The following is a 12,782-nucleotide window of genomic DNA, read 5'->3' as shown; positions in this document are numbered from 1 at the left end:
ATTGAATATGCCCAATAAACATGTAGTTGTATTAGGAGCTGGATTTGCCGGCTTATCAGCTGCTACCCACCTTGCCCATTTGGGATATCAGGTTACAATTTTAGAAAAAAACACAACCCCCGGCGGGAGAGCCCGAAAGTTCGAAGCCGAGGGTTTTGTTTTTGATATGGGGCCAAGCTGGTATTGGATGCCAGATGTGTTTGAATCATATTTTGGCCATTTTGGCAAAAAGCCATCTGACTATTATGATTTGATCAGGCTTGATCCTTCTTATACTGTTGTCTTTGGACAAGACCAATTTGTGGAAATACCCGCAAATCTTGGGGAGTTCAGGGCACTTTTGGAAAGCATGGAGCCAGGAATAGGTCCAAAGTTGGATGAATTTCTCGATCAGGCTGCTTATAAATATAAAGTTGGTATTCAGGATCTAGTATACAGACCTAGTAGGTCTCTCTTTGAATTTACCAATCCAAAATTACTGGCAGATATTATCCGAATGGATGTGTTTCAATCCATGGCGAAACATGTGCGGAAATTTTTCAAGGATGAGAACATCATCCGCTTGATGGAATTCCCTGTCATATTCTTAGGTGAAACAGCTGATAATATACCGGCATTGTACAGCTTGATGAATTATGCCGATATTGCTTTGGGTACTTGGTATCCTATGGGCGGTATGCACGAAATCATCAAAGGTATGGTCAAATTGGCTGAGGAAAAAGGTGTGGATATAAGACTTGGGGCAGATGTATCAAAAATCAATGTTCAAAATGGTCAGGCAAAAAGTGTTGTCTTAAAATCTGGAGAGAATATTGAAGCAGACGTTGTAGTAGCAGGTGCAGACTACCATCATGTTGATAGTAAGCTTTTGGCGCCTGAGTACAGGAATTACGATGAGAAATATTGGGACAAAAGGGTAATGGCCCCTTCATCCCTGTTGTTTTATATTGGTGTGGACAAGAAATTGGACAACCTCACCCACCATGTGCTGTTCTTTGATGAGCAGATGGGACCACATGCTGATGCCATTTATAAAAATCCAAGATGGCCTGAAAGGCCACTATTCTATTTATCTGCTGCCTCCAAGACAGATCCTTCAGTTGCTCCTGAAGGAAAAGAGAATTTGGTCATTTTGATTCCATTGGCTCCTGATTTGGAAGATGGGGAGGAAATCAGAGAAAAATATTTCAATATAGTCATGGATAGGTTGGAAAAATTGACCGGTCAGGAGATCAGAAGTCATATCATCTACAAAAGGTCTTATGCACACTCTGACTTCAAAGCCGATTATAATGCTTTCAAAGGAAATGCCTACGGCTTGGCGAATACCTTGTTCCAAACAGCTATTCTGAAGCCTTCTCTGAAAAGTAAAAAAGTGAAGAATCTCTACTATACAGGTCAATTGACTGTTCCAGGGCCGGGAGTTCCACCCACCATAATTTCAGGTCATGTTGTGGCCAGGGAAGTTATGAAAGAAAACAATTTGTAGATTAATTTGTATATTATGGGTATGGATGCGAAATCGCTTTTTGATCAGACCACCTTTGAGTGCAGCAAGTTGATAACTCAACGCTATAGTACGAGTTTTACTTTAGGGATTAAAACCCTGGATAAAAAGTTTCATTTGCCCATTTATGCGATTTATGGTTTTGTCCGCTATGCGGATGAAATCGTAGACACCTTTCATGATAAGGATAAAAAGAGCTTATTGGCGCTTTTCAAAAAGGATACCTATGAGGCAATTGAAAAAAGGATAAGTTTAAATCCTGTTCTACACGCCTTTCAATTGATTGTCAATCAATACCATATCGATCTAGACCTCATAGAAGCTTTTCTAAGAAGTATGGAGATGGACCTTGACTTCAAGACGTACAATGATTCCAGGTACCATGAATATATCTATGGTTCAGCTGAGGTAGTGGGGCTGATGTGCCTCAAAGTATTCGTTGAAGGGGATCAGCAGATGTATGATAGTCTAAAAGAGCCAGCCTGTAAACTCGGTGCAGCATTCCAAAAAGTCAATTTCCTTAGGGATATCAAAAGCGATTTTGAAGAAAGAGGTAGAGTGTATTTCCCTGGTGTGGATTTCAATGCTTTTGACAAATCGGTCAAGCAATTGATTGAAGAGGATATCCAAAAAGATTTTGATGAGGCATTGGACGGAATCAGGAGGCTTCCCAAAGGGGCAAAGCTGGGAGTGAAAGTAGCCTATTTGTATTATCAAAAGCTATTTGATAAAATTAAAGACCTATCGCCAGAGACAATTACTCATCAAAGAATCAGAATACCCAATACCAAAAAGATTTCCTTATTGTTGGGTACCTATTTCGGGATGAAACTGGGCTTTAATTAAACTTGGTCTTTCTACCTATTTATCAACACGTTAGGTGGGCAGCTCTATTGGTAAGCATTTATCCTCAGTAAAAAAATTGAAAGAAATTTAAGCGCAAAACAATTCTAATAGTCAATAGTTAATAGCATATGATGAACCTGAAAGTATATATCGACCAACACTCCGGCTTTTGTTTCGGAGTGGTCTATGCTATTGAAATGGCAGAAGAAATACTGGACGAGCAGGGTTATCTGTATTGTTTGGGAGATATTGTGCACAATGATGAAGAAGTAAATCGCCTGACCAAAAAAGGCTTAAGGATCATTGACCATGACAATTTGAAAAACCTGCAGAATGAGAAGGTTTTGATCAGAGCGCATGGGGAACCGCCATCAACTTACGAACTGGCCATCAACAATAATCTTACCCTTATAGACGCAAGCTGTCCTGTTGTTTTAAAACTACAGAACAGGATCAAGAATTCTTTTGATAAAGATGAGACAATCTACATCTATGGTAAACATGGTCATGCGGAGGTAATAGGTTTGTTGGGTCAGACCAATAATAAGGCGGTTGTCTTTCAGGATATCAGTGAACTCGATCTTCCTAGTCTTCCCAAAAACATCACCTTATACAGTCAGACGACAAAGAGTACGGATAAATTTTACGAAATTAATAACATTTTGAAGGAAAACGGCATCACGGTAAATACCAATGATACCATTTGCCGTCAGGTTTCCAATAGAGACAAGGAATTGAGGGATTTTGCGGATAAATTTGATAAAATCGTTTTTGTGAGCGGTACCAAATCATCCAATGGAAAGGTTTTGTACAATGTCTGTAAAGAACGGAATCCCAATACCTATTTTGTGTCCAATCCTGATCAGGTAATGAAAGAATGGTTCAATCCGGAAGAGACCGTGGGAATTTGCGGGGCCACTTCTACCCCTATGTGGTTGATGGAAGAAGTAAAGCATAAAATACATTCCTTTTGATAAATAAGCACCGTATTTGCTTAATTTTGTTTTGTGGCTAAAACCTTGAAAAATACTGAACCTTTAGATCCCAAAGGGATATTTATCGGCCTAGGTATTATTGCGCTTTGGTTAACTTCCCTCTTGTTGCTACTTCATTGGGATTTTAGCTGGTCTAACCCGCTCACCTATGTAGCGGTATTGCTTCAAATGCATCTTTACACTGGGCTTTTTATTACCGCCCATGATGCCATGCATGGTATTGTATCAAGCAACAAGAAAATCAATCATGGAATCGGATGGATAGCAGCCCTACTTTTTTCTTATAATTTCTATTGGAAATTGTTTCCAAAGCATCATGAACATCACCGTCATGTGGCTACGGATGAGGATCCTGATTATCATCCATCGGGTAACTTTTTCTTGTGGTATTTCAGTTTTATTAAACAATACGTATCTATTTGGCAAATTCTGCTGATGGCCATTACTTTCAATGTCTTGAAATTATTTCTTCCCGTTGAAAACCTGATCATCTTTTGGATGCTGCCTGCTGTGTTGTCTACGCTACAATTGTTCTATTTTGGGACATTTTTGCCACATAGGGGAGAGTCAGACAACAAGCATCACTCACGCTCTCAAAGAAGGAACCATATTTGGTCATTCCTTTCCTGTTACTTTTTTGGATATCATTACGAGCATCATGATTCGCCTGGTACTCCTTGGTGGAGACTTTGGAAAGTGAAGGATTTATATGAAAAGGAAAGAAAGATGAACTTTTATAAATAAATTATCCAATTTTTGAAACATTTCAGATCGATTTTGGATTGTTACAGTATTCTTAATACTCAAATATGCGGCGTTCATTTATACTGCTTGTCATTTCCTTTGTTTTCATTTCTTCATTTGTCAATGCTCAGAGCGGTGAAATCCGCGGAAGGATTTTCAATAAAGCCAATAATGAAGGAATTCCTTTTGCCAATATCGTCCTCTTAGGTACCGAATATGGTACTGTATCCGATGAGAATGGCAATTATGTAATCACTAATCTCGAGCCTGGACTGTATAATGTCAGAGCCAGCTTTGTGGGATTCCGTTCCAAAACCTCATTTGAAATTCAGGTCACTTTGGCCAGAGCGGTCAGATTGGATTTTGATCTGGAGGAAGAAGCTTCAGAGCTGACTGAAGTGACTGTTTCTTCGGATTTTACCAGATCTGACGAAACGCCAATTTCAGTGCGTAGGCTGAATACCAATGAAATCGAAAGATATCCTGGAGGAAACAGGGATATCAGTAGGGTAATCCAGTCTCTACCAGGTGTAGCCAGTACGGCTAGTTTCAGAAATGATATCATCATAAGAGGTGGTGCACCGAATGAGAATAAGTTTTTCGTGGATGAGATTGAGGTTCCTGTCATCAATCACTTTGCTACTCAGGGTTCTTCTGGTGGACCTGTTGGTATCCTGAATGTGAACCTGATCAAAAATGTGGATGTCATTACTGGTGGATTTCCAGCAGATAGAATGAATTCCCTTAGCTCCTTCTTTGAATTTCAGCTCAAAGATGGCCGTAAGGACAAGATGTTTACACAAATGACCTTAGGCGCAAGTGAATTTACGATTTCCAATGAAGGCCCAATTGGGGAGAAGACCACTTATCTTGTTTCTGCCAGAAGGTCTTATCTGAGCTTCTTGTTCAGACAGCTTGGTTTGCCCTTTCTTCCCACATTTAACGATTTTACGGTTAAGACAACCACAAAGCTCAATGAGAAAACGGAACTGACCTTTATTGGAGTAGGGGCTATTGATGATTTTGTATTGAACTTTGATGTTCCCGATAATGAAACTGAGGAAGAAAAAGAAAACAGGTTGTACCTCTTGGAAAACCTCCCGATTTCGACCCAGTGGAATTATACAACAGGTTTAAAATTAAAGCGGTACAGAGAGAATGGATTCTGGACATTTGTGCTCAGTAGAAATATGCTGAACAATAGGTCTTTCAAGTATTTTCAAAATGATGAAAGTGACCCTGCTAACCTTACTTTCGATTATACTTCTCAGGAAAGTGAAAATAAATTCAGGGCTGAGAACTCTATTTTCACCAAAGGATTTAACCTTAAATATGGTGTGAATTACGAATTTGCGAGATTTTTTGTCAATACTTTCGATAGGTTCTCTTTCGCCAATGATGGCACCGTGCTAGATGTGAATGATAAAACCTTCTTCAATAGTTATGGTGCATTTATCTCTGGAAGCAAATATTTCAATAATGAGCGTCTATTGATTACGGGTGGGGTCAGGATTGATGGAAGTGATTTTGGACAAACTGCCCAAAACCCATTGAACCAGATCAGCCCTCGCTTGTCCGTATCTTATCAAATAAAGCCACAGCTCTTCTGGACTTCCAATGTGGGCATCTATTACCAAAAGCCCGCCTACACTTCCTTGGGGTTTAGGAACAATGAGGGAGAATTGGTCAATCAATTGAATGATATCAAATTTATCCAGGCCACCCATTATGTTACAGGAATTGAGAAAGTGATCCCTGAGAAAAGCAGAAGATTCAGTGTCGAGGCTTTTTACAAGCGTTATAAAAATTACCCATCTTCCCTAAGGAATGGTATTGCTCTTGCCAACTTAGGTGCTGACTTTGGTGTCATAGGCAACGAACCTGTGGTATCCAATGCAGAAGGAAGATCTTATGGTTTAGAGTTCTTGGCACAGCAAAGATTCTTCAATAACTTTTATGGAATTGCGGCAGTAACTTTGGTCAGAAGTGAATTTACCAATCCCAACACAGAGGGATTTGTTCCTTCAGCTTGGGATAATAGGTTCATCATCAGTACAACTGCTGGTAAGCGTTTCCGCAAGAACTGGGAGGTCGGAGCTAGGTGGCGATATCTTGGAGGGCTTCCTTATACCCCAATTGATGTGGCTACTTCTTCATTGATCAATGTTTGGAACCTGAGAGGTCAGGGTATTTTGGATTTCAATCAGATCAATGCATTGAGACTAAAACCTTTCCATCAATTGGATTTGAGGATTGACAAGCGCTATTTCTTTGAGAAATGGAATTTCAACTGGTACATTGATATCCAAAATGCTTATAACAGAGAAGCCGAACAACCTCCTATCTTGGTACCAGTAAGGGATGATCAGGGTCGTTTGCAGGTCAATCCTAATGATCCAAGCAGTTATCAGACCAAATTGATACCTAACCCAACCGGTACACTTTTGCCAACCATTGGGATTATTGTAGAGTTTTAATTCAATAGAAATAGATAATAAGGCCTTGGAGCAAAAATCAATAGCTCCAGGGTCTTTACTTTTTCCAGCAGGCGTTAATTAAGCTTTATTTTCATAGTTTTGTCGCGATGAAAAAATACCTGATCATACTGTTACTTTTTTTTGAAGGATTTGGATTGGCATTTTCCCAGACAGATTCTACAGAGGTCACAAAGGAAAAAAATGTAGACAAGCTTTTTGATCTTGGAGATCAGGTGGTCGAGTTGATATCAGGAGAAAAATGGGCATTTATTCCTGCGGTGGTGTATTCTCCTGAAACGAGCCTGGGTTTAGGTGTCAGGGCGATCAGGGTATTCCGATTTAAGGGTGAGGGAAAAGATGTTCTCCGTCCGTCAACCTTGCCCATTACCTTGCTGCATACCTTCAATAATCAGACAGTTTTTACGACTGAACTGGATCTCTGGGCGAGTGAAAATAGGGATTATTTCAATGGCCGATTGGAGCTATCGAATTTTCCTTTTCGGTATTTTGGAATTGGTAATGAAATACCTACTGATGAGGGGGAGTCCTATTCGACTCGTTATGCTTATATCCACCTAAACTATGAGAGAAATATTATAAGGGGACTCTATATTGGGCCAAGGTATGAATTCCGCATAGATGATATATATGACCGTGTTCCTAATGGGATTTTAGAAGGCGGCCAGCCACTTGGCTTTGATGGCCAAAGGATTTCAGGCTTAGGTTTTGGAATCAGGTTGGATAATAGGGACAATATATTTCAACCCTCGAAAGGTTGGTTCAACAGAATAGGCTGGATGAGCTTTCAGTCTTTTTTAGGCAGTGAATTCACATTCAACCAATATACCATTGACCTGAGGAAATACCTGAAAACCTTTGAACACCAAAGTTTTGCTCTGCAAAGCTGGTGGAGTTTTACAACAGGTAATGCTCCTTTTCAACATCTTTCTCTCACCGGAGGCTCAGACAGGATGCGTGGCTATTTTGAAGGGAAATTCAGAGATAGACATGCCATGGTACAACAAGTGGAATACAGATTTTCTGTTTATAGAAATTTGGGCCTTGTTGTTTTTGGACATGGTGGTCAGGTGGCAACAGAACTCGGAGATTTCCGATTAAAAAGAATGAAATATGGCGCAGGTGTAGGGTTTAGGTACCGACTTAATGAGGAGGGGCTCAATATCCGTTTAGATATCGCTTTTGGAGACCAAAGGGCATTTTACTTTGGCTTGAATGAGGTAATTTAAATAGGAAGGGCAACAGGTTCTGCCACTGTATTCAAAGTGGAAATTTCAGGAACATGGTATTCAGCTAAAATATTTTTTCCTTGCCAACTACCCAAAGTCATAATGGGTTTAAATCTTGTAAACATCTGTTCCTTAAATCCATTGGCCTGCCTTACTCTTTGAACGGCTTTACCATGAAAGGAGGTGTATGCAAATTCTTCCATGGATTGCACACTCTCCCAAATGGTAAATGTAGCCTGTTCCAATATAGGCACTTCTCCAATACCTTGTGAAAAAATCAAACCTCGATAATCTTTCTGAGTTTTGCTTATTGTAGGAACCATTTTCCAAAAATCAATAAGGTATTTCTTTTTGATAGTTGCTCTGGTCAATGCACATACTATACCCTTAGGGTCTTTTTCATAATCTGAAATTCTCCAATTTCCAAAGCCTGACCAAGTTCCTCTAGACGAGGTGGGCTGCATCAAGACCGTGAACTGTTCCTTGCAAGACTCTTGAATTCTTTTAAAAGTTTTAGATTCAAAAAACTTTTTGGCTCCTTCTTCACTTTTCCAGATCATAAAAACACCTACAACACCAAATTTTGGCCATGCCCTATATCCAAGGCCGCTTCCTGCACCTAATAATTTGAAAAATTCGGATTGATCGTATTTGCTGAAATTAAATCTCAAACTTAGTAACTGAGTCATTCCCCAAGTTTGATTCAGGATACCATCAAACTTAAAAAATGTTATGCTTGCGCATTGAATGTCTTTCATAACCAAAGTTTTATGCTAATAATGTTTTTGTAACCTTGAAAAATAGTCTTTTGTTTAAAAAATATAAAATTGGTTTTTGTGCCTAATTTTTTGTACTTCAATTCATTTAATTCCTCTTGATTTATATTTATTCACCAGTGATTATTGTAAGCAAACTTGGAAAGAAAGTGTATTGTCCTCCCGTATTCCATGAAACTTTAATATTTAGAATTAACTTCATGTCCAGCCAAAAACCTGAGCGATGTTTTTTTTAGACATTCATACCCACAGCATAGGAAAACAAAACAGTATCCTTAGCAGGAGACCTGAAGAAACTATTCCCTCCCAATCCTTTTCTTTAGGAATCCATCCTTGGTATTTGAAAACAGATTGGGCTGATCTTATCAATATTATTGAACAAAACATCCATCACCCACATCTCCAAGCTATTGGGGAATGCGGTTTTGACTTACTAAAAGGTCCTGAGGAAAATTTACAGTTAGAAGTCTTTGCAGCCCAAGCCAAAATTGCCAAGAAACATGGCCTACCTGTCATTCTCCATTGTGTTAAAGGACTACATTTATTGCAGGCTTTTTTGAAGCGTAATCCTGAAAGTCCAGCGATCATTTGGCATGGTTACAATCAAAAACCAGAGGTAGCCAAGAATCTATTGGCTCGTCCTGTTTATTTTTCATTTGGAGAAGCCTTGATGAAAGAGGGTTCCAATGCCCAAAAATTTATCCGGGAATGTCCTTTGGACAGAATTTTTTTTGAAACAGACACATCTGATGTTGAAATTTCCTCGATTTATAAGCAAGCTTCTGTAATTTTGGGCCTTTCTATAGAGGAGCTGGTATTTGTGGTTAGGGATAATTGGAATCATATATCTAAAAGAAAATTGAATGAAGGATGAATTTGCCTGGCTTTCGCGGACAGAGTTGATTGTTGGTCGAGAAGGCTTGGAAAAATTGGCAAAAAAGCACGTATTGGTCGTGGGTTTGGGAGGAGTTGGATCTTTTGCGGCTGAGTTTATCTGTAGAAGCGGAATCGGTGAGATGACTATCATCGACGGGGATGTGGTGGATATCAGTAATGTCAACAGGCAGCTACCTGCCACCCAAAAAAACGTGGGGCAGTCAAAAGCGGAGTGGATGGAGGATAGACTGCTGAGCATTAATCCAAACCTGAAAATCCATGTAATCAAGGAATTTTTGGAGCCAGGTCCTATGTCAGCATTGCTCCGTGATCAACATTTTGACTATGTGGTGGATTGCATTGACAGTTTTACGCCTAAGCTTCATTTGATTGAAGGTGCCTACCTGAGAGCAATTCCTTTGGTAAGTTCCATGGGAGCTGGAGGAAAAATGGATCCTACCCAAATCAGGATTTCGGATATTTCGGAAACATATAATTGCAAATTGGCAAAGATGCTGCGAAAAAGGCTGAAAAGGCTGAATATCAGAAAAGGGTTTAAAGCGGTTTTTTCCACAGAACTTTACATCAAGGAAAGTTTGATGTTGACCGATGGGCGTAATTTCAAAAAATCGGCTTATGGAACCATGTCCTTTTTGCCGGCAGCATTTGGCTGTAGCTGTGCATCGGTGGTTGTGAATGACTTATTAGCGGGACAATAAAGAAAACATCAAACGATGACTTCATGTCATCGTTTGATTGAAACTTATCCATGAAAATGGTAAAGGAATACCAAAGTTCCGGTAAAGGCTGGCTTTTTTTGGTCTTTGATTTCCAGCTTGACATTTACCTCTGCTTTTATGGTTCCCCGTAAATTGACCACATTTTTCAGGTTGGCATATAATCTCACTTCATTGTTGACCAGCACTGCTTGTGCAAACCTCAGCTCTTCAATGCCATAATTCACCATCATTTTCAGGTTATTCACATGGACTATCTGCTCCCAAAGGTAAGGGACTAAAGAAAGAGTCAGGTATCCATGGGCAATAGTATCTCCAAAAGCCCCCTCTTCTTTAGCTCTTTGTGGGTCAGTATGGATCCACTGATGGTCCAATGTTGCTTCCGCAAACTTATTGATTTGCTCCTGTGTAATCTGATGGTATTCAGATACTCCTAAGTCTTGACCGATGAATTTTTCAAAATCTTCAAAACTTCCAATAGTGATCTGGCTCATATTTTGTCAATAGGTTTTAAAAATTAAAGGTAGAAAAAAATATGCTTTCAACCTTTAAATTATAACAGTAAGACCAAATTACTCCTTTTTAAGATTTAGAAGCCTCCCTTATCAGGGATTTTATAAAGCCAATCAAACAATCACGTTTAAATTGTATTAAATACAAAAAGCTTTTCCAAAAATAATTTTGTTCACAAGTATTTTTTTATTTAACTAAATCAATAAATTTGGTGTAATTCGGATCATCATTATGGATTTTAAGGTAATCGCCAAATCTTTGATTTTTGGCTTTTTTGGAGTTGTTTTTCATACGCATGCGCAGGATGTTAAACCTGTTTATTCTGTATTGGACAGACATGAAAGTATTACACTTCATGAAGATTATACTGTAACTTATCAAGTCAGGCAAAAAACACATGTGCAGGAACTCAAAGGTCTTCATCATGCCAATATCGCCATCCCTTATGATGACATCAGTAGGATTATGCGTTTTGAGGCCCAGATAATAGATCCAAAGAATGGGAAGACAATTAAGAAAATATCTTCTAAGGACCTTACCGATATGTCGGATTTTTCTGGGGGGAGTTTGTTTCAGGATGATAGGGTTAAATTCTATGGATTGTCCAATGAAAAAGCCCCGCTGATTGTAGAGTTAAACTATGAGATCAAGCAATCTGGTAATTTTTACTTCAAGACCTGGTTTCCGATATCCTATTATCACCAACGAGCTAACCAATCCACTTTGGAAATCAATTATCCTGAAAATCTTGGGTTGAGGTACAAGATCAAATATATGGATATGAACCCTGACTCGGTTTTTACGGATGGAGAGGTCAGTCTTAAATGGAATTTATCAAATCTTTCGGCATTTGACGAATCGATAGGAAATGAAGCTGCCAGGGTGGAAATCTACCCCAGAAAATTCTCTTTGGAGGGGTTTGAGGCAGATATGAGTGATTGGAATGGCTTTGGTGCTTGGATTGCCCAACTAAATAAGGGGAAGGATGTGGTGTCCAACCAGCTTAAAAACGAAATTCAGAGAATAGTTGGTGGTATGGAAGGGGATGTGGAAAAGATTGCTGCCCTCTATCAATACCTTCAAAATAATTACCGGTATGTCAGCATTCAGTTGGGAATTGGAGGTTGGATGCCCAAACCTGCAGATCAGGTTTTCGACCTCAAGTATGGGGAATGTAAGGGTTTGACCATGCTGATGAAAACCATGCTCAAAGAAGTAGGCATAGATTCCCAGTATGCCTTGGTGCGTGCGGGTTCAACTGAAGAAGATATTGATACGGAATTTTCGTCGAGCCAATTCAACCATGTCTTTTTAAGGGTTCCGTTGGAAGAAAAAACCATTTGGTTGGAATGTACTTCTAAAAGTAATCCAGTGGGGTACTTGGGTGATTTTACTAAGGACAGGCATGTCCTGGTCATCACTGATGATGGGGGGTTTCTTGAAAAAACACCCTCTTATTCAGAAGAAGAATTCAACACTTTTCAATTACAAAACAGGATAATTCTGCAAGAAAACGGCGATGCTAGAATAGAAGGAGACTACTTGTTTCAGGGAAATCCAGCAGCAAATTACCTGGGCTTAGAGTCCCAGGCTGATCTGAAAGAACAAAAAAATTACCTGAACAGAACACTTGGGGGCAATGGTCTGCTCGTTTCGGATTTCAATATCAATTATTCTTCAGAGGATTTTATTCCCAGGGCCAGGATCAGCTTTCAGGGAAATGTACAGAGATTTACCCAGAATACTGCCAAAAGGGTCCTTATCCCTGTGGCATGGAAAAAGATCAATAAAGAAGATTTGAGTTATGGCAATGCCCTGGTTCAGGAAGAGTTTTTGGTCGTTTTACCGGCAAACCTTAGTCCTGAAGGTGATTTGCCTACAGTGTCCATAGAGGAGGAGGGCATCAAATTAGACATCCAAACTTCTTTAGAGGAGGGTGTGCTAAAGGTCCTTAGAAGAATGGAAATTAATTTGGAAGATTTGGAAGAGGGAGAAAAAGACAAAAGGATTCAAAGAGTCAATACCTTAAATAACAGAAGCATTATCTTAAAAAAGTCAGAATAA

General features: G+C 39.4%; 11 protein-coding genes. 9 read left to right on the top strand and 2 right to left on the bottom strand.

All coding sequences use genetic code 11. From position 1 onward, the window contains the following. The first annotated feature begins 7 nt into the window (after positions 1-7). The 6 genes from crtID to ACFFIP_RS09335 all read left to right on the top strand — a co-directional run bounded on the left by crtID (position 8) and on the right by ACFFIP_RS09335 (position 7,816). A complete protein-coding gene (gene crtID / locus ACFFIP_RS09360; protein WP_382387346.1) occupies positions 8-1,489 on the top strand; it encodes a bifunctional phytoene desaturase/3,4-desaturase in 1,482 nt (493 codons plus the stop codon). A 21-nt stretch (positions 1,490-1,510) separates the two neighbouring features. Next, positions 1,511-2,353, top strand: coding sequence for a phytoene/squalene synthase family protein (locus ACFFIP_RS09355; RefSeq protein WP_382387420.1), 843 nt, complete (start codon positions 1,511-1,513; stop codon positions 2,351-2,353). Between the two features lie 128 nt (positions 2,354-2,481). Beyond that, positions 2,482-3,327, top strand: coding sequence for a 4-hydroxy-3-methylbut-2-enyl diphosphate reductase (locus ACFFIP_RS09350; protein WP_382387345.1), 846 nt, complete (start codon positions 2,482-2,484; stop codon positions 3,325-3,327). Between the two features lie 45 nt (positions 3,328-3,372). Further along, positions 3,373-4,092, top strand: coding sequence for a fatty acid desaturase (locus ACFFIP_RS09345; protein ID WP_382387344.1), 720 nt, complete (start codon positions 3,373-3,375; stop codon positions 4,090-4,092). Between the two features lie 65 nt (positions 4,093-4,157). After that, positions 4,158-6,569 carry a TonB-dependent receptor gene (locus tag ACFFIP_RS09340; protein WP_382387343.1) on the top strand — a complete coding sequence of 804 codons (2,412 nt, stop codon included), beginning with the start codon at positions 4,158-4,160 and terminating at the stop codon, positions 6,567-6,569. A gap of 107 nt (positions 6,570-6,676) precedes the next feature. Next, a complete protein-coding gene (locus ACFFIP_RS09335) occupies positions 6,677-7,816 on the top strand; it encodes a BamA/TamA family outer membrane protein (RefSeq protein ID WP_382387342.1) in 1,140 nt (379 codons plus the stop codon). Here ACFFIP_RS09335 and ACFFIP_RS09330 read toward each other — a convergent pair. After that, on the bottom strand, positions 7,813-8,505 hold the full coding sequence (locus ACFFIP_RS09330) for a spheroidene monooxygenase (protein ID WP_382387341.1): 693 nt from the start codon (positions 8,503-8,505) through the stop codon (positions 7,813-7,815). The genes ACFFIP_RS09335 and ACFFIP_RS09330 overlap by 4 nt on opposite strands. A 310-nt stretch (positions 8,506-8,815) precedes the next feature. Here ACFFIP_RS09330 and ACFFIP_RS09325 point away from each other — a divergent pair, with 310 nt between their 5' ends. Both ACFFIP_RS09325 and ACFFIP_RS09320 read left to right on the top strand, forming a co-directional pair. Then, entirely contained in the window at positions 8,816-9,466 is a 651-nt protein-coding gene (locus ACFFIP_RS09325) for a TatD family hydrolase (RefSeq protein ID WP_382387340.1), read from the top strand. Continuing rightward, positions 9,456-10,187 (top strand): tRNA threonylcarbamoyladenosine dehydratase, encoded by a 732-nt coding sequence (locus tag ACFFIP_RS09320; protein ID WP_382387339.1) that lies wholly within the window; start codon positions 9,456-9,458, stop codon positions 10,185-10,187. The genes ACFFIP_RS09325 and ACFFIP_RS09320 overlap by 11 nt, the downstream gene beginning before the upstream one ends. A 44-nt stretch (positions 10,188-10,231) precedes the next feature. Here the strand turns inward: ACFFIP_RS09320 and ACFFIP_RS09315 are convergent, their stop codons facing one another. Beyond that, complete coding sequence (locus ACFFIP_RS09315; RefSeq protein ID WP_382387338.1) at positions 10,232-10,699, bottom strand: MaoC family dehydratase; 468 nt, start codon at positions 10,697-10,699, stop codon at positions 10,232-10,234. Positions 10,700-10,949: 250 nt separating this feature from the next. Here ACFFIP_RS09315 and ACFFIP_RS09310 point away from each other — a divergent pair, with 250 nt between their 5' ends. After that, on the top strand, positions 10,950-12,782 hold the full coding sequence (locus tag ACFFIP_RS09310) for a DUF3857 domain-containing protein (protein WP_382387337.1): 1,833 nt from the start codon (positions 10,950-10,952) through the stop codon (positions 12,780-12,782).

It is taken from the genome of Fontibacter flavus (assembly GCF_042432905.1).
Classification (GTDB): Bacteria; Bacteroidota; Bacteroidia; order Cytophagales; family Cyclobacteriaceae; genus Fontibacter; species Fontibacter flavus.
The sequence above is the reverse complement of the archived record's forward strand: the minus strand, read 5'-3'. Positions and strand labels throughout refer to the sequence as shown.

Bases quoted from the DNA above. Each gene is read 5' to 3' on its own strand.
- crtID (WP_382387346.1), top strand. From the start codon at position 8: ATGCCCAATAAACATGTAGTTGTATTAGGAGCTGGATTTGCCGGCTTA.
- ACFFIP_RS09355 (WP_382387420.1), top strand. From the start codon at position 1,511: ATGGATGCGAAATCGCTTTTTGATCAGACCACCTTTGAGTGCAGCAAG.
- ACFFIP_RS09350 (WP_382387345.1), top strand. From the start codon at position 2,482: ATGATGAACCTGAAAGTATATATCGACCAACACTCCGGCTTTTGTTTC.
- ACFFIP_RS09340 (WP_382387343.1), top strand. From the start codon at position 4,158: ATGCGGCGTTCATTTATACTGCTTGTCATTTCCTTTGTTTTCATTTCT.
- ACFFIP_RS09335 (WP_382387342.1), top strand. From the start codon at position 6,677: ATGAAAAAATACCTGATCATACTGTTACTTTTTTTTGAAGGATTTGGA.
- ACFFIP_RS09330 (WP_382387341.1), bottom strand. From the start codon at position 8,505: ATGACTCAGTTACTAAGTTTGAGATTTAATTTCAGCAAATACGATCAA.
- ACFFIP_RS09325 (WP_382387340.1), top strand. From the start codon at position 8,816: ATGTTTTTTTTAGACATTCATACCCACAGCATAGGAAAACAAAACAGT.
- ACFFIP_RS09320 (WP_382387339.1), top strand. From the start codon at position 9,456: ATGAAGGATGAATTTGCCTGGCTTTCGCGGACAGAGTTGATTGTTGGT.
- ACFFIP_RS09315 (WP_382387338.1), bottom strand. From the start codon at position 10,699: ATGAGCCAGATCACTATTGGAAGTTTTGAAGATTTTGAAAAATTCATC.
- ACFFIP_RS09310 (WP_382387337.1), top strand. From the start codon at position 10,950: ATGGATTTTAAGGTAATCGCCAAATCTTTGATTTTTGGCTTTTTTGGA.